This window comes from Nesterenkonia cremea (assembly GCF_014642675.1).
GTDB lineage: Bacteria > Actinomycetota > Actinomycetes > Actinomycetales > Micrococcaceae > Nesterenkonia > Nesterenkonia cremea.
The window spans coordinates 88677-103075 of sequence record NZ_BMIS01000001.1 but is presented as its reverse complement, the minus strand read 5'-3'; the positions used below and the strand labels follow the sequence as shown (position 1 = coordinate 103075).

General features: G+C 65.1%; 16 protein-coding genes, 2 tRNA genes and 1 pseudogene. 9 read left to right on the top strand and 10 right to left on the bottom strand.

Annotation, left to right across the window (positions count from 1 at the left end; genetic code table 11):
* Positions 1-27: 27 nt before the first annotated feature.
* Positions 28-354: a cell division protein CrgA gene (locus IEW85_RS00475; RefSeq protein ID WP_229658676.1), complete on the bottom strand. Its 327-nt coding sequence runs from the start codon at positions 352-354 to the stop codon at positions 28-30.
* 34 nt (positions 355-388) lie between these two features.
* Between IEW85_RS00475 and IEW85_RS00470 the strand changes: the two genes are divergently transcribed.
* From IEW85_RS00470 to IEW85_RS00450, 5 genes are all read left to right on the top strand, one after another.
* A complete protein-coding gene (locus IEW85_RS00470; protein WP_229658675.1) occupies positions 389-1213 on the top strand; it encodes a class E sortase in 825 nt (274 codons plus the stop codon).
* Positions 1213-1377 (top strand): hypothetical protein, encoded by a 165-nt coding sequence (locus tag IEW85_RS00465; protein ID WP_188682015.1) that lies wholly within the window; start codon positions 1213-1215, stop codon positions 1375-1377. The genes IEW85_RS00470 and IEW85_RS00465 overlap by 1 nt, the downstream gene beginning before the upstream one ends.
* 8 nt (positions 1378-1385) lie before the next feature.
* Positions 1386-2018, top strand: coding sequence for an anthranilate synthase component II (locus IEW85_RS00460; protein WP_188682014.1), 633 nt, complete (start codon positions 1386-1388; stop codon positions 2016-2018).
* Positions 2019-2052: 34 nt separating this feature from the next.
* Positions 2053-2217: a hypothetical protein gene (locus IEW85_RS00455; protein WP_188682013.1), complete on the top strand. Its 165-nt coding sequence runs from the start codon at positions 2053-2055 to the stop codon at positions 2215-2217.
* 120 nt (positions 2218-2337) lie between these two features.
* On the top strand, positions 2338-2685 hold the full coding sequence (locus tag IEW85_RS00450; RefSeq protein ID WP_188682012.1) for a GNAT family N-acetyltransferase: 348 nt from the start codon (positions 2338-2340) through the stop codon (positions 2683-2685).
* Between the two features lie 116 nt (positions 2686-2801).
* On the opposite strand, the gene IEW85_RS00445 is transcribed toward IEW85_RS00450, so the two are convergent.
* The 3 genes from IEW85_RS00445 to IEW85_RS00435 all read right to left on the bottom strand — a co-directional run bounded on the left by IEW85_RS00445 (position 2802) and on the right by IEW85_RS00435 (position 5748).
* The gene (locus IEW85_RS00445) at positions 2802-3587 is read right to left on the bottom strand and encodes a type 1 glutamine amidotransferase (RefSeq protein ID WP_188682011.1); all 786 of its coding nucleotides are present in this window, start codon (positions 3585-3587) and stop codon (positions 2802-2804) included.
* Entirely contained in the window at positions 3584-4852 is a 1269-nt protein-coding gene (locus IEW85_RS00440) for a Mur ligase family protein (protein ID WP_188682010.1), read from the bottom strand. Before IEW85_RS00440 ends, IEW85_RS00445 begins: the two co-directional genes overlap by 4 nt.
* Positions 4853-4938: 86 nt before the next feature.
* Entirely contained in the window at positions 4939-5748 is an 810-nt protein-coding gene (locus IEW85_RS00435; protein WP_188682009.1) for a hypothetical protein, read from the bottom strand.
* A gap of 239 nt (positions 5749-5987) precedes the next feature.
* Between IEW85_RS00435 and IEW85_RS00430 the strand changes: the two genes are divergently transcribed.
* The 4 genes and pseudogenes from IEW85_RS00430 to IEW85_RS14675 all read left to right on the top strand — a co-directional run.
* Positions 5988-6521: a peptidylprolyl isomerase gene (locus IEW85_RS00430; RefSeq protein WP_188682008.1), complete on the top strand. Its 534-nt coding sequence runs from the start codon at positions 5988-5990 to the stop codon at positions 6519-6521.
* A gap of 107 nt (positions 6522-6628) precedes the next feature.
* Positions 6629-7402, top strand: a complete 774-nt coding sequence (locus tag IEW85_RS00425; RefSeq protein WP_229658674.1) for a rhomboid family intramembrane serine protease — start codon at positions 6629-6631, stop codon at positions 7400-7402.
* A 404-nt stretch (positions 7403-7806) separates the two neighbouring features.
* Positions 7807-7995 (top strand): hypothetical protein, encoded by a 189-nt coding sequence (locus IEW85_RS14245; protein ID WP_229658673.1) that lies wholly within the window; start codon positions 7807-7809, stop codon positions 7993-7995.
* A gap of 81 nt (positions 7996-8076) precedes the next feature.
* Positions 8077-8235, top strand: a pseudogene (locus IEW85_RS14675) (amidohydrolase family protein); the annotation flags it as partial.
* 286 nt (positions 8236-8521) lie between these two features.
* On the opposite strand, the gene IEW85_RS00415 reads toward IEW85_RS14675, so the two are convergent.
* The 6 genes from IEW85_RS00415 to gyrB form a co-directional block, all read right to left on the bottom strand.
* Positions 8522-8594: transfer RNA gene (locus IEW85_RS00415), tRNA-Ala, on the bottom strand.
* Between the two features lie 14 nt (positions 8595-8608).
* Positions 8609-8722 (bottom strand): DLW-39 family protein, encoded by a 114-nt coding sequence (locus IEW85_RS14240; RefSeq protein ID WP_229658672.1) that lies wholly within the window; start codon positions 8720-8722, stop codon positions 8609-8611.
* Between the two features lie 31 nt (positions 8723-8753).
* A tRNA-Ile gene (locus tag IEW85_RS00410) sits at positions 8754-8827 on the bottom strand.
* A 91-nt stretch (positions 8828-8918) separates the two neighbouring features.
* Positions 8919-9593: a DUF3566 domain-containing protein gene (locus IEW85_RS00405; protein WP_188682007.1), complete on the bottom strand. Its 675-nt coding sequence runs from the start codon at positions 9591-9593 to the stop codon at positions 8919-8921.
* Complete coding sequence (gene gyrA / locus IEW85_RS00400; protein ID WP_188682006.1) at positions 9590-12268, bottom strand: DNA gyrase subunit A; 2679 nt, start codon at positions 12266-12268, stop codon at positions 9590-9592. Before gyrA ends, IEW85_RS00405 begins: the two co-directional genes overlap by 4 nt.
* 18 nt (positions 12269-12286) lie before the next feature.
* Complete coding sequence (gene gyrB / locus IEW85_RS00395) at positions 12287-14323, bottom strand: DNA topoisomerase (ATP-hydrolyzing) subunit B (protein ID WP_188682005.1); 2037 nt, start codon at positions 14321-14323, stop codon at positions 12287-12289.
* Positions 14324-14399: the final 76 nt, after the last annotated feature.

The following is a 14399-nucleotide window of genomic DNA, read 5'->3' as shown; positions in this document are numbered from 1 at the left end:
CGCTGCGGCCTCGAGGTCAGGGTGCGACTATTTCCATCTCATCGTCATGAAGAAGCCGACCATGGCCACGCCGAAGCCGATGGCCACGTTCCAGTTGCCGACGGCGCGGATCGGGAAGAGGCCGCTGCTGATGTAGAAGACGCAGATCCACAGCAGGCCCAGCAGCAGAAGCCCGAACATGGTGAAGCGGTACCACGTGGGCAGACCGTCATCTTCGAGCTCGAGGTCGTCGAGGCTGACCGGGTCGGCGTCGCTCAGCGGGGACGTGATCTTCTCCTCCTGCTGGGAGGAGGCACGGTCCTTCCGGCTGCGCTTATTGCTTCCGCGGTTCCTACGATTCTTGGACTCTGGCACAGTGCTGACTCGTTCCGTTCGGTATCCTGGATTCGTGCGCCATTCTAACGGTTCCACCCGCAACAGTCCTCCGCGGGGGAAGAGCGTCACCTCCCGAATCCTCGGCGGTATCGGCGAAATGTTCATCACTCTGGGCGTCCTCGGACTTCTGTTCGTCGCCTGGGAGCTCTGGTGGACAGGCCTGGGTGCCGATCGTGAGCGCCAACAGGCGCAGGAGGACTTCTACTCCGGACTCGACATCCAAGCCGCCCCGCAGGAGGGCGGAGGCGGGTCCGCCCCTGATTTCGAGGTCTGTTACACCTTGGAGGACGGCACCGAGATCGGCTGTGCTCCGCAGATGGAGGCGGCCGCAGAGGCCGGCGAGGTCATGGGGATGCTCTATGCCCCGCGGCTGGGTGACGAATGGGCTGCGCCGATCCGGCACGGCGTCGGGCCTCAACAGCTCGACACCGGCGGTGTGGGGCACTATCCGGACACCCAGATGGTGGATGAGGTGGGCAACTTCGCGCTGGCCGGGCACCGTCAGACCTACGGCAACATGCTGGGTGATCAGCATCTGCTCGAAGACGGCGATCCGCTCTATGTGGTCTCCGGGGACGGGATCTATGTCTATGAGATCTATGAGTCCCATGTAGTGGATCCGCATCAGACCGAGGTGATCTCTCCGGTGCCCAATGAGCCGGAGGCCGAGCCGGAGACCGGGCAGCTGACCCTGACCACCTGCCACCCGATGTACTCCAACGCCGAGCGGCTGATCACCCACGCGGAGATCGTGGACTTCCAGCCCTGGGGCGGAGAGGTCCCTGAGGACATCTCGCATCACTTGGACGATTCCGACGCACTGGCAGGAGCCCGCTGATGTACGCCTGGTTCTTCAACACTGTGCTGCCGGGGCCGCTGTGGTTCCGGATCATTCTGGCGCTGCTCCTGGCGGCCGGTATCGTATTTCTGCTGATGGAGTTCGCCTTCCCGTGGCTGAGCCAATTCAGCCCGTTCAACGACTCCACCCTCGAAGGGACCTGAGAGAGACCATGACCGCACGCATCCTGGTGATCGACAACTACGACAGCTTCGTCTACACGCTGGTCGGGTATCTGCGGGAGCTGGGCGCTGAGACCACGGTCATCCGCAATGACGACCACACGGTCGACGAGGCGGTGCAGCTCGCACAGCAGCACGACGGCGTCCTCATCTCCCCCGGTCCCGGCGCGCCTCATGAGGCCGGCGTCTCCGTGGCGCTGACCACGTGGTGCGCGGAGGCCAGGGAGCCGATGCTGGGCGTCTGCCTGGGCCACCAGGGGCTCGGAGAGGCCTTCGGAGCCACGGTCACCCATGCGGAGCAGCTCATGCACGGCAAGACCTCTGAGGTGACCCACACCGGTCACGAGTCCTTCGCCGGACTGCCTGAGACCTTCGTGGCCACCCGCTACCACTCGCTGACCGTGGACCCGGAGACCGTCCCGGAGGTCCTGGAGGTCACCGCGAAGACCGCCGACGGCGTCATCATGGGCCTGGCGCACCGGACCGCGCCGCTGTGGGGCATGCAGTACCACCCGGAGTCGGTGCTCACCGAAGGCGGCTACCGGATGCTGGGCAACTGGCTGGAGTCGCTGGGCCAGAAGGGCGCAGCGGAGAAGGCCGCCGATCTGAACCCCATCCGCTGAGCCGCGGCCCCGAGAAGTCAGGAGAAGCTGCCCGATGTCCTCTGTGAAACCGACCGCCGAGGACATCACCGCAGCCCAGGTGCAGTGGGTCTCCCCTGCCCTGACCCGTTGGTACGGGGAGGAGGGGACGCGGCAGAACATCGGTCCCGACGGCGGAGTCGCTGCACCGGCTGGCCGAGTGCGTCATGCCTGTCTATGAGGCCTTCAGCCCGCTCTGCTTCCGCGTGCTGGCACCCGGGGGCCTTCAGGGCCCTTTGACCCGGCATCCTCGACGCCGGATCTGGGCCTGGCCATCGACCAACGCTTCCTCGCCGGCCGGGTGGAGGAGCTCCACCAGCCGGAGGAGGAAGGGCTGCTCTTCACCGTGCGGACAGCTGAGCCCATCGGCGTCGTCGCTGCCAAGCGTGATGACTCCTATGGGATGACCGGCTTCTGCGTCCAAGAGATCACAGTCGATGAGGAGTTCTGCGGGCGCGGCCTGGGCACGGCGTCGCTGCACCATCTGTGCCGGAAGCTCGGTGAGGTCGCCGCAGCGGGAGACATCCTCTGGGGAACTGTCCACGCGGACAATCTGCCCTCGCTGAACAACGCCCGCTCCGTGGGCCGAGAGGAGGTCGCCACCTCTATGTGGGTCACTCCCACCGGCTTCTCCGGCATGCCCGCCTGAGTCCCACCACTTTGTCCGTCTTCCACAGACGATAGGACCGTGGAACTCTGCACGAGCTGTGGAACTTCGGCCGGGCCGTACTCACCACACCGTGACCAGACCCGAGCCCCAGCGGACTACCGGGGGCGCTTGACCGCCGTCGTGCGTGCTTGGTCGGTGAGGGTGTCATCGATCCGCTCCGCCACGGTCTCGGCCGAGAGCTCCTCACCGAAGCGGCGCTGCAGGGCGTTGCTGATCAGGAAGTCAGCCACGGCCGGGTTCTTCGGCAGCATGGAGCCGTGGAGGTAGCTGCCCACCACGTTCTTGTACCGGGCGCCCTCGTGATCGTCCTGCTCGTTGTTGCCCTCACCCTTGATGACGGTGCCCAGCGGGAGCACGCCCGATCCCAGGTAGGTCTGGCCGGAGTGGTTCTCGTAGCCGATGATCTCCCCGAACTCCTCGGAGCGGGCCACCACATTGCCGATCAGCCGGCTGTCGGTGCCGCGGGTGGTCACATCGATCGCGCCGATGCCCTCGATACGTTGCCCCTCGCGAGTCTCAAAGCAGTGTCCGAACAGCTGGTACAGCCCGCAGATCATCAGCATGGGGACTTCGTCCTCCACCATGGAGCGCAGCCGCTCCCCCTGCTGCAGCAGGTCGGCATGGATCTTGTCCTGACCGCTGTCCTGCCCGCCGCCGCCGATGACGATGTCCACCTGCTTAGGGAACTCATCGCCCGGATCGTACGTGTGCATGACCGGCTCATAGCCCAGCCACTCCAAGCGCCGCTGGACCACCAGGGCGTTGCCGAAGTCGCCGTAGATGTTCATGTCCCGCGGGTAGAGCTGCAGGATGTGGACCTGGCGATCCCCGCTCTGGCCGCCGGCGTCGGGATTCTGCGCAGCTGAGTTCTGGGCGCTCATGCGAAGGCCTCCACTTCAGTGTATTCGCTCAGGTGCTTCCGCAGGGCGAGCATGGCGGTGTACGTGCAGAAGACGCGCTTGGGCCTTTCAGGCTCCGCCGCGATGAACTCATCCAGCGCCTTCTTCAGGTCGGGTTCCACGGCGTCGAAGGGGACGGCGTCGTACTTCAGCCGAAGCGCCATGTCATAGGCGCGTACGCCGGTCACCCGCTTCACCCCCTGAGCCCGCAGGCTCTCGAAGGAGACGTCCCACAGCCAGGACATGTCGCGCCCATCGGCGTAGTTGTCATTGATGGCGATCATCGTGGAGACGCCTTCAGCGCTGAAGGAGCTGAGCCCCAGACGGAAGCCGCTGGGGTTCTTCACCAACACCAGGTCCAGAGGCTGGCCGTTGACCTCCAGGCTCTCACCTCGGCCGAAAGCCGGCGAGACCCGGCTCAGCGCATCGATCAACGCCACCTGGTCCACGCTCTCCCCCAGCGCCTGGCGCACCACGGCCAGCGCGGCCGCCGAGTTGAAGGTGTTGTAGGCGCCGTTGACGGTCAGCTGGGTGCTGACCTGCTCCCCACCGATCCGGTAGGTTCCCCCACCCTCGGTGAGCTCCTCCAGCACGACGCCGGCCTCCGGCAGATCCGTGGCCTGGTTGGCCGCGCCCCGGTGGAGATCATCGTCGCTGGGGAAATGGCTGCGCAGCTGCTCGCTCAGGCCGAAGAAGCTGACCTCCTGACCCTCCAGGGAGTCGGCGATGGCCCGGACGCGGGCGTCCTCACGGTTCAGCGTCACCCCGTCAGCGGTGTGCTGGGCGATGGTGCGCAGCAGAGCGGCGGTGGTGTCGATCTCGCCGAAGCGGTCCAGCTGGTCGCGCATGACGTTGAGCAGCAACGAGTAGTTGGGCCGCACCGCCTTCACAAAGTGCACGGCGTGGGCCTCGTCCAGCTCGAGGACCGCGATGTCGGCGTCGAGCCTCCCGGTCAGATTCACCTCACCCAGGATGGAGGCGACCACACCGCGGGTGAAGTTGCTGCCCGAGCGGTTGGTGAAGACCTTCAACCCCTGGCCCTCCAACAGCTCCACCACCATCTTGGTGGTCGTGGTCTTGCCGTTGGTCCCGCTGACCACGATGACCCCGCGCGGCAGCCGCTTGAGCGTGCGCGCCAGGAAGTTCTTGTCGAGCTTCTCCACCACCAGGCCCGGGAAGGCGGAGCCTCCTCCGCCGCGGATCCTGCTGACTCCGCGCGCGACCTTGCCGATCAGTACCGAAAGCATGGGATCAACGGTATCGCAGGCCTCTGAGGGCAGAAGAAAAGGACCCGCATTTCGCGGGTCCTTTCCTCTCAAGCAAGAGCGACCTCTCAGGTGGCCGGCTTGGGCTCCGGGACGTTCTTGCTCTTGGCCTCGTCGGCCGGCTGAGCGTTGACGTTCTCAGTGCCGTTCGTGGGCTCTGCGGAGGTCTTCTCAGCGGGCTTGGCCTCGGTGGACTTCGCCGGAGTCGGTGCGGAGACCGGCTCGGGCTTCTTCCACGGGTCCTCCACCGGCTGCGAAGCGCGCCATGCGGCGACACCGGCAGTCACGCCTGCGGCGACCAGACCGAAGATCAGCAGACCCTTCTTGCGGGCCCTGGACTTCTGCTGCTTCTTCAGGGCCTTGGATGCGTCCTTGGCGTACTGCTCGGACTGCTTGCGCAGCTTCTTGACGATCTTCTTATCGCCGGTGGCCTTGATCAGGGCCTTCTCCACACGAGGGTCGACCTCAGCCTTGTGGATCAGCTTGGCGGTCTTGTCCGCGTAGCCGCTGAGCTTGGCACCGGCAGCCGGGACGACCTCGTTCTTGACCCGCTTCTGAGTCTTCTCGTACTTCTTGCGAGCCTTCTCCACCTCAGCTTTGGCACCCTTGGGCAGCTTGTCGTACTGAGCTGCCACGCCGTCGCCGGCCAGGGAGGAGAGCTGCTTGATCTTCTGACCAGCCACAGATGCGCCGTCGCTCACCGCACCGAAGGCACGGGAAGAGGCATCCTGAACCTTCGGAGCATTCGTGCGGTAGGCGCCTTCCGCGCAGTCGGCGGCCGCGCCCAGCTTGGGGGCAGTCCAGTCGCGGACGGTGTCGACGCCGGCAAGCACTTTGTGCTCCCAACTGTGGCTCGGTTTCTTCTTCTTACCGAACATGCGTGTCCTCCGAATCAGGATCGTTTGCTCTCCTTAGCCTACGTCTTATGCCCCCTCACCTGCTATGGCACGCCGAGCCATATTGCATCGGACCTCTGGACCGGCCGTGATGGAGCCCCTGATGAGACCGTCCCTGACCGGCGTCGGGCGGGCCTGTGAGCGCACTGTGGCACCGGAGTCGGGCCGTCATGATCCTGCCGCGATCGATGGGATCTCAGGAAAGTGGAAGAATGGCGGCTATGACTGCTATCGCAACGCATCAGGCAAACATCAGGACCAACCAGGGCGACATCGTCGTGGAGCTCTACGGCAACCACACTCCCAAGACTGTGGAGAACTTCGTGGGCCTGGCCACCGGCTCCATCACCTGGAAGCACCCGGAGACCGGCGAGGAGAAGGTCGACACTCCCCTCTACGACGGCACCGTCTTCCACCGCATCATCAAGGACTTCATGATCCAGGGCGGCGATCCGCTGGGCTTGGGCGTGGGCGGTCCCGGCTACGAGTTCGGCGACGAGATCCACCCCGAGCTGGGCTTCACCGAGCCGCATAAGCTGGCCATGGCCAACGCCGGCCCGGGCACCAACGGCTCCCAGTTCTTCATCACCTCTGTACCCACCACCTGGCTGCAGGGTAAGCACACCATCTTCGGCGCGGTGAAGGATGAGGAGTCCGCGAAGGTCGTGGACGCACTGAACTCGGTCAAGACCGATATGCGCGACCGTCCCGCCGAGGACGTGGTCATCTCGACCATCGAGATCACCGAGCTCTGACACAGCCTCCGTTGTACCCCTGCGTCAACCACCCGGACAGACCGGCCTACATCCAGTGCCAACGCTGTGATCGGCCGGTCTGTCCGCAGTGTCAGCGGCAGGCCGCAGTGGGCTTCCACTGCCCCCAGTGCGTGGAGGAGGCCCGACGACGCCGGCCCACCCAGCGCACACAGTTCGGCGCACCGGTCCGCGCCGATGAGCGACCGGTGGTCACATGGACCGTGATCGGGATCTGCGTGGTGCTCTATGGCCTGCAGGTCCTCCCCCAGTATCTGGGCGCCGCCGGTGCGTGGGTGCCCGATCTGACCCAGTACTTCGCCTACGCGCCGCTCTACACTTCGGAGTCCCCACTCTATCCGCTGGAGCCCTGGAGGATGCTGACCTCCGCGCTGGTGCATTCGCCGTTCAACGCCGTGCACCTGCTCTTCAACATGGTGGCGCTGTGGTTCATCGGCCGAGTGCTCGAACCGGCCATCGGCAGGCTGCGCCATCTCGCCCTGCTGGTGCTCTCCGCCCTGGGCGGCTCCGTGGCGGTGCTCTACCTGAGCGACCCCACCGTCCCCACTCTGGGCGCCTCCGGTGCAGTCTTCGGCCTCTTCGGCGCCCTGTTCATCCTGTTGCGCGCCTCCGGAGGTCAGAGCGGCGGCGTGATCGTCCTGGTGGGCATCAACATGCTGGTCAGCTTCACCGTGCCCAACATCTCCTGGCAGGGACATCTGGGCGGCCTGGTGGTCGGCCTGCTCTGCGCACTGGCCATCTCCAAGGTCCCGCGCGGCAAGAACCGCGCCCGGGTGCAGTGGGCGGGGCTGGGCGCGATCTTCCTGCTCCTGCTGGTGCTGACCGCCGTCGGGATCCCCATGGTGAACGTCTACGGCTCCTGAGCCGGGCTGATCCCGGCCGGCCTGGGCTGAAGACTGACCCCGGGACGCCTCTTCCCCGCCGTCCTGGGTCTCTGGCGCCACAGGTGTGATCAGATACGCGCGTTATTCCGCTCGGATCCGCGTGAATAACGCGCGTATCTGATCACACCCCACTGGATTCCCCTCACCCGCCAACACCTCATGCACAGCCGCGGCCCCACAGGGCCACCCTCACTGTGGTTCCACAGGAGAGCTCCACCGTTTTCCCCAGGGTTTATCCACAGTGTGGATAAACAACACATGTGTGTTTCCCCAGGTCAGCACGATATCCACAAGTAGCTGTGGAGTTGTGGGGGTTCTGGGGATAACAGGGTGTGCACAACTGTGGGGCTTGTGCACAGAGGCCCAGTCCTATACTCATCTGTGTGTACCCACCGCCTACCCAGCTGCGCGATGAGGACATCCCTGCCCTCTGGTGCGGCCTGAGTTTGCCCGAACTGGCGGATATCCACCACATCCACTTCCTGCCGCAGAACGTCCTGGAGACGGTGTGGGCCTATTTCGGCCGCGCCCACGAGACCTACGGGACCTCCTGGCCCATCCGGTACCACTGAGCGGAGGAGGACAGACTGGAGTTCCTGCGCGGCGTCAGGCTGCGGGGGAACCCGGCGCTGACGTATCCGCATAAGCCGGGTATGGGGGTCGTCCACACAAGGTCAGCGCCGCTGAGAGGCTCATACACCGGCGCAGAGCTGATCGAGCGACGGCTGGCCCGGCACCCGGACCTGGTGCTGGTCATCACCCATATGGGGATGCCGGAGTATCACCAGTTCGCGGAACTGGCTGAGCGGTATCCCGGAGTCCATCTGGAGACCACACTGGCCTTCACCCGCTTTGCCGAGCAGTTCTTTCCGGTGCCGGAAAGCTATGTGGAGAAGCTGGGCAAGCGGCGCCCATCTCCCAGCACACTGGGGAGAAGTGGCTGCGCGCCGTCCTCTGGCACAACGGCGCCCGCCTGCTGGGCCTCTGGTCCGGCCGAGACGGCAACTCTTCGCCCAATCGACAGCCAGGGTCGAGAAAAAGAGGGGCCAGACACAAAGAAGGACCTGCTCCGTGGGGAGCAGGCCCTTCTCTTCTCTGTGGAGCCTAGGAGACTCGAACTCCTGACATCCTGCTTGCAAAGCAGGCGCTCTACCAACTGAGCTAAGGCCCCTTGGGGTATCCAGTTTAGACCGTGTCAGTCGCCTGAGCCCAAATGCCTCGGGTCTCTTCCGCCTTCCGCCATTCGCGGTAGGCCAGAACTCCGGCGACTGTCAGAGCAGCCACGGCGAGTCGCTTCATGCGTCTCCCTCCATGATCTCTCTGTCGGTCGTGGGCGTACGAGGACTTGAACCTCGGACCTCATCGTTATCAGCGATGCGCTCTAACCGCCTGAGCTATACGCCCCAAACCTCTTCAAGGAGTGCCGCGCCTCAACGCGACCCCTAAACATTACACCAGCTGTTCTTCGCTCAGCAAATTGAGCGATATGAACGGCTCAGTCATCGGTCAGGGTTACTCCGATGCCGCCCACCAGGGAAGCCGAGAGGTTGTACAGCACTGCCCCAAGTATGGAGAGCACGGTCAGCAGCACCACGTTGATCACCGCGATGATGGTGGCGAAGGAGGCGATCTGTCCCAGCGTCACCATCTCTTCGACCTGGAAGCCCCCATCACCCTCATCGCCGAGGATCTGGCTGAGCAGATCGTTGATCTGGTTGAAGATGCCGGTCAGATCCATGATGGACCAGACCATCACGGCGCAGACCACCGTCATGATGCCCAGCGCCACCGAGAGCAGGAAGCTCATCTTCAGGACGGACCAGGGGTCCACCTTGGAGACCAGCAGGCGGGCCTTGCGGACCTTCGCCTTCGGCGTCGGGCGCACCAGTCCCTGCTGGGGACGGCCGCCGGGGCGTGCACCGCCGCCCTGCGGACGCGGGGCGCCGGCGGGACGGCTGGCTTTGGGACGCGGACGCGGAGGCTGTCCACCCTGGTCAGACGTATCCGCACCTGCGGAAGACCTGCTCGCGGAGATCGTGTCCTCCCTGCCCTTGGCCGGAGCGGGAGCCTGACCTCCCTGCGCGCGCGGCCGAGGTGCCGGAAAACGGTTCTTCTGACCGGTTCCGGAGGACTTACCCTCGGTGTTCTCTGCGCCGTTCTTCGCGCTCACTGATGACCTCCATCAGACTCTTCCGACTCAGGAGCCTGCTCCGTGCTGGCTTGATCAGAGTCCAACGCTACTGCATCAGTCTGATCAGCGCCCTCAGATTCACTGGGCGCGGCATCAGCCGTCACCGCATCGTTACCCTCTTCGGAACCGTCCTCATCCTGGTTCTCGCCGGTCGCAGCAAGGGCGGCGCCCGAGCTGCGGGCCACCTTGATGATGCGGTCCTTCTTCCGCGGCTTGGCGAAGATCACGCCCATCGTGTCGCGGCCCTTCGAGGGTACGCCCTCCACAGCGGAACGGACCACATTGCCCGACTGCATGACCACCAGGACCTCGTCGTCGTCCTCGACCACCATGGCGCCGATCAGATCGCCGCGGTCCTCGACGAGCTTACCGACCTTGATGCCCAGGCCGCCGCGGCCCTGCACGCGGTACTCATCCACATGGGAGCGCTTGGCGTAGCCGCCCTCGGTCACCACGAAGACATAGGAGTTCTCGGTGACCACATCGGCGGTCAGCAGCTCATCGTCCTCGCGGAACTTCATGCCGGTGACACCTGAGGTGGCGCGCCCCATCGGGCGCAGCGCCTCATCGCTGGCGGTGAAGCGCAGGGACTGGCCCTTGCGTGAGACCAGCATGAGGTCGTCCTCGGCGGAGACCAGCTTGGCCGAGACCAGCTCGTCCTCCTCGCGCAGGTTGATAGCGATGACGCCGGCCTGACGGGGAGTGTCGTAGTCGGTGAGCTTGGTCTTCTTCACCAGACCGGACTTGGTGGCCAGCACCAGGTACGGCGCAGACTCATAGGTCCGCAGCGGCAGCACGCCGGCGATGTGCTCATCGGGCTGGAAGGCCACGATGTTGGCCACATGCTGACCCTTGGAGTCGCGCCCGGACTCCATCAGGTCGTAGCACTTGGTCCGGTAGACCCGTCCCAGGTTGGTGAAGAACAGGATCCAGTGGTGCGTGGTGGTCACGAAGAAGTGCTCGACGACGTCGTCGGCGCGCAGCTGCGCGCCGCGCACTCCCTTGCCACCGCGTCCCTGGGCCCGGTAGTTATCGATCTTGGTGCGCTTGACGTAGCCGTCGCGGGTGATGGAGACGACCACGTCCTCCTCGGGGATGAGGTCCTCCATGGACATGTCCCCGTCGTAACCGCGCACGATATGGGTGCGGCGCTCATCGCCGTGCTTCTCGACGATGCCGTCAAGCTCCTCGCCGATGATCTCGCGCTGACGATCCTCAGAGGCGAGGATCTCCTTGAATCCGGCGATCATGCGCATCAGCTCGTCGTACTCCTCCTGGAGCTTCTGGCGCTCCAGGGCGGCGAGCTTGCGCAGCTGCATGTCGAGGATGGCCTGAGCCTGGTCATCATCGATGTCCAGCAGCTCCTTCAGGTTCTGCCGGGCCACCTCCACAGTGGAGGATTCTCGGATCGTGGAGATCACGCGGTCCAGGTCATCCAGAGCCTTGAGCAGACCCACCTTGATGTGCGCCTCGCGCTCGGCCTTCTCCAGGCGGAACTGGGTGCGCCGGACGATCACATCGATCTGGTGCATCACCCAGTGGTGGATGAAGGCGTCCAGGGACAGCGTGCGGGGCACCCCGTCCACCAGGGCCAGCATGTTCGCGGAGAAGTTCTCCTGCAGCTGGGTGTGCTTATAGAGGTTGTTCAGCACCACCTTCGCGACGGCGTCGCGCTTGAGGATGATCACCAGGCGCTGACCGGTGCGGCCGGAGGACTCATCGCGCAGATCTGCGATCCCGCTGACCTTGCCGTCCTTGACCAGCTCGGCGATCTTGACCGCCAGACGGTCCGGGTTGGCGTGGTACGGCAGCTCGGTGACCACCAGGCAGGTGCGGCCCTGGATCTCCTCCACGTTGACCACGGCGCGCATGGTGATGGAGCCGCGGCCGGTGCGGTAGGCCTCCTCGATGCCCTTGGTGCCCAGGATCTGCGCACCGGTGGGGAAGTCGGGCCCCTTGATCCGCTCGAGCAGCGCCTCCAGCAGCTCCTCGCGGCTGGCCTGCGGGTTCTTCAGGTACCACTGGACGCCGTCGGCGACCTCGCGCAGGTTGTGCGGTGGGATGTTGGTGGCCATGCCGACGGCGATGCCGGAGCTTCCGTTGACCAGCAGGTTGGGGAAGCGGGCCGGAAGCACGACGGGCTCCTGCTGCTTGCCGTCGTAGTTGTCCTGGAAGTCGACGGTGTTCTCGTTGATGTCCCGGACCATCTCCATGGCCAGCGGGGCCATCTTGGTCTCGGTGTATCGCGGGGCTGCGGGGCCGTCGTCGCCGGGGTTGCCGAAGTTGCCCTGACCGGCGGCCAGCGGATAGCGCATGACCCAGTCCTGGATGAGGCGGGCCAGGGCATCATAGATCGCCGAGTCGCCGTGCGGGTGATAGTTGCCCATCACGTCGCCGACCACACGAGCACACTTGTTGAAGGAGCGCTCCGGGCGGTAGCCGCCGTCGTACATCGCGTAGAGCACACGACGGTGCACCGGCTTCAGGCCGTCGCGGACATCCGGCAGCGCACGGCCCACGATCACGGCCATCGCGTAGTCCAGGTAGGACCGCTTCATCTCGGTCTGCAGATCGACCTGGCTGATCCGGTCGCGCAGGGGGGCCTCGACGGTCCCTTTGACAGGCAGGTCCTGGTTCTCGTTGTTCTCAGTCACGTAGGGATCTCCTGAAGATCAGATGTCGAGGAAGCGGACGTCTTTGGCGTTCTGCTGGATGAAGCCGCGGCGGGACTCGACGTCCTCGCCCATCAGGATGGAGAAGATCTCGTCGGCGGCCGCCGCATCCTCCATGGTCACCTGCATGAGTGTGCGGTTGTCCGGGTCCATCGTGGTCTCCCACAGCTCCGAATAGTCCATCTCGCCCAGACCCTTGTACCGCTGGATGCCCAGCTCTTTGGGGAGCTTGCGCCCGGCCTCACGACCGCGAGTCAGGGCCACGTCGCGCTCGGCGTCGGTGAAGACGTAGTCAGGCTCTCCGCCGGACCACTTGATCTTGTACAGCGGCGGCTGCGCCAGGTAGACGTGGCCGTGTTCGATGAGCGGGCGCATGTAGCGGAAGAGCAGGGTCAGCAGCAGGGTGGAGATGTGCTGGCCGTCGACGTCGGCGTCGGCCATCAGCACGATCTTGTGATACCGCAGCTTGGAGGCGTCGAACTCCTCACCGATGCCGGTGCCGAAGGCGGTGATCATCGCCTGGACCTCACTGTTGGACAGCGCCTTGTCCAGGCGGGCCCGCTCCACGTTGAGGATCTTGCCGCGCAGCGGCAGGATCGCCTGGGTCTCCGGGTCGCGGCCGCGCTTGGCCGAACCTCCTGCGGAGTCGCCCTCCACGATGTAGACCTCGCAGCGTGAGGGATCCTTCGACGAGCAGTCCGAGAGCTTGCCGGGCATGCCCATCGTCTCCAGCGGGGACTTCCGGCGAGCATTCTCGCGGGCCTTGCGCGCAGCCATCCGGGCCTGGGCGGCCGACTGCGCCTTCCGGACGATGTCGCGGGCGGCAGCGGGATTGCGCTCGAGCCAGTCCCCTAGGTTCTCGTTGACGACCTTGTGCACGAAGGCCCGCGCCTCGGTGTTGCCCAGCTTGGTCTTGGTCTGACCCTCGAACTGCGGCTCGGAGAGCTTCACCGAGATCACCGCGGTCAGCCCCTCGCGGATGTCCTCACCGGTGAGGTTGTCATCCTTCTCCCGCAGCAGGCTCTTCTCCCGGGCGTAGCGGTTGACCAGGGCGGTCATCGCCGCGCGGAAGCCCTCCTCGTGGGTCCCGCCTTCGTGGGTGTTGATCGTGTTGGCGTAGGTGTGGACCGACTCGGAGTAGGTCATGGTCCACTGCAGCGCCAGCTCCGCGGTGATGCCGCGCTCATCGTCCTCGGACTCGAAGGCGATGACGTCCTCGTGGACGTGCTCAGCGCGCTTGGCGGAGTTCAGGTGGTTCACATAGTCCAGCAGACCGTGGTCGTACTGGTAGACGACCTCGCGACCCTTCTTCTCCTCGGGCTCGCCGCCCTCGGACTCGGACTCCTCGGCGACCTCGTCGCTGATGACCACGTTCTCCTCGATCTCGCGGTCATCGCGCAGCGTGATGCGTAGGCCCTTGTTGAGGAAGGCCATCTGTTGGAAACGGGCACGCAGGGTCTCGAAGTCGAAGACGGTGGACTCGAAGATCTCCGGGTCCGGGTAGAAGACCTGGGTGGTGCCGGTGGCTGCGGTGGCGGCACCCTGGGACAGCTCCTGGGTGACCTTGCCGCCCTGGGCGAAGGAGATGTTCCACTCGTAGCCCTGACGGTGCACAGTGGTGTCCACCGTGCTGGAGAGGGCGTTGACCACGGAGATGCCCACACCGTGCAGACCGCCGGAGACCGCGTAGCCGCCGCCGCCGAACTTGCCGCCGGCGTGCAGCACGGTCATGACGACCTCAACAGTGGGTTTGCCCTCGGTGGGGTGCATATCCACCGGGATGCCGCGGCCGTCGTCCTCCACGCGCACGCCGCCGTCGTTCTGCAGCGTGATCTGGATGTGCGAGCAGTAGCCGGCAAGCGCCTCATCCACGGAGTTGTCCACGACCTCGTAGACCAAGTGGTGCAGGCCGCGCTCACCGGTGGAGCCGATATACATGCCCGGACGTTTCCGGACGGCTTCCAGACCTTCCAGAACGGTGATGTCCGAGGCGCCGTAGCCGCCCTGATTCTGCTGGTTCTCGCTGTCCGAGGTCATTGGTTCATCCTACCGCGAAATCCCCGGAATCCTGCATTTTCGAGCGGTGTGAGACCCCGGAAATGCCTCTGGGAGG

Bases quoted from the DNA above. Each gene is read 5' to 3' on its own strand.
- IEW85_RS00465 (WP_188682015.1), top strand. From the start codon at position 1,213: ATGTACGCCTGGTTCTTCAACACTGTGCTGCCGGGGCCGCTGTGGTTC.
- IEW85_RS00460 (WP_188682014.1), top strand. From the start codon at position 1,386: ATGACCGCACGCATCCTGGTGATCGACAACTACGACAGCTTCGTCTAC.
- IEW85_RS00455 (WP_188682013.1), top strand. From the start codon at position 2,053: ATGTCCTCTGTGAAACCGACCGCCGAGGACATCACCGCAGCCCAGGTG.
- IEW85_RS00445 (WP_188682011.1), bottom strand. From the start codon at position 3,587: ATGAGCGCCCAGAACTCAGCTGCGCAGAATCCCGACGCCGGCGGCCAG.
- IEW85_RS00440 (WP_188682010.1), bottom strand. From the start codon at position 4,852: ATGCTTTCGGTACTGATCGGCAAGGTCGCGCGCGGAGTCAGCAGGATC.
- IEW85_RS00435 (WP_188682009.1), bottom strand. From the start codon at position 5,748: ATGTTCGGTAAGAAGAAGAAACCGAGCCACAGTTGGGAGCACAAAGTG.
- IEW85_RS00430 (WP_188682008.1), top strand. From the start codon at position 5,988: ATGACTGCTATCGCAACGCATCAGGCAAACATCAGGACCAACCAGGGC.
- IEW85_RS14240 (WP_229658672.1), bottom strand. From the start codon at position 8,722: ATGAAGCGACTCGCCGTGGCTGCTCTGACAGTCGCCGGAGTTCTGGCC.
- gyrB (WP_188682005.1), bottom strand. From the start codon at position 14,323: ATGACCTCGGACAGCGAGAACCAGCAGAATCAGGGCGGCTACGGCGCC.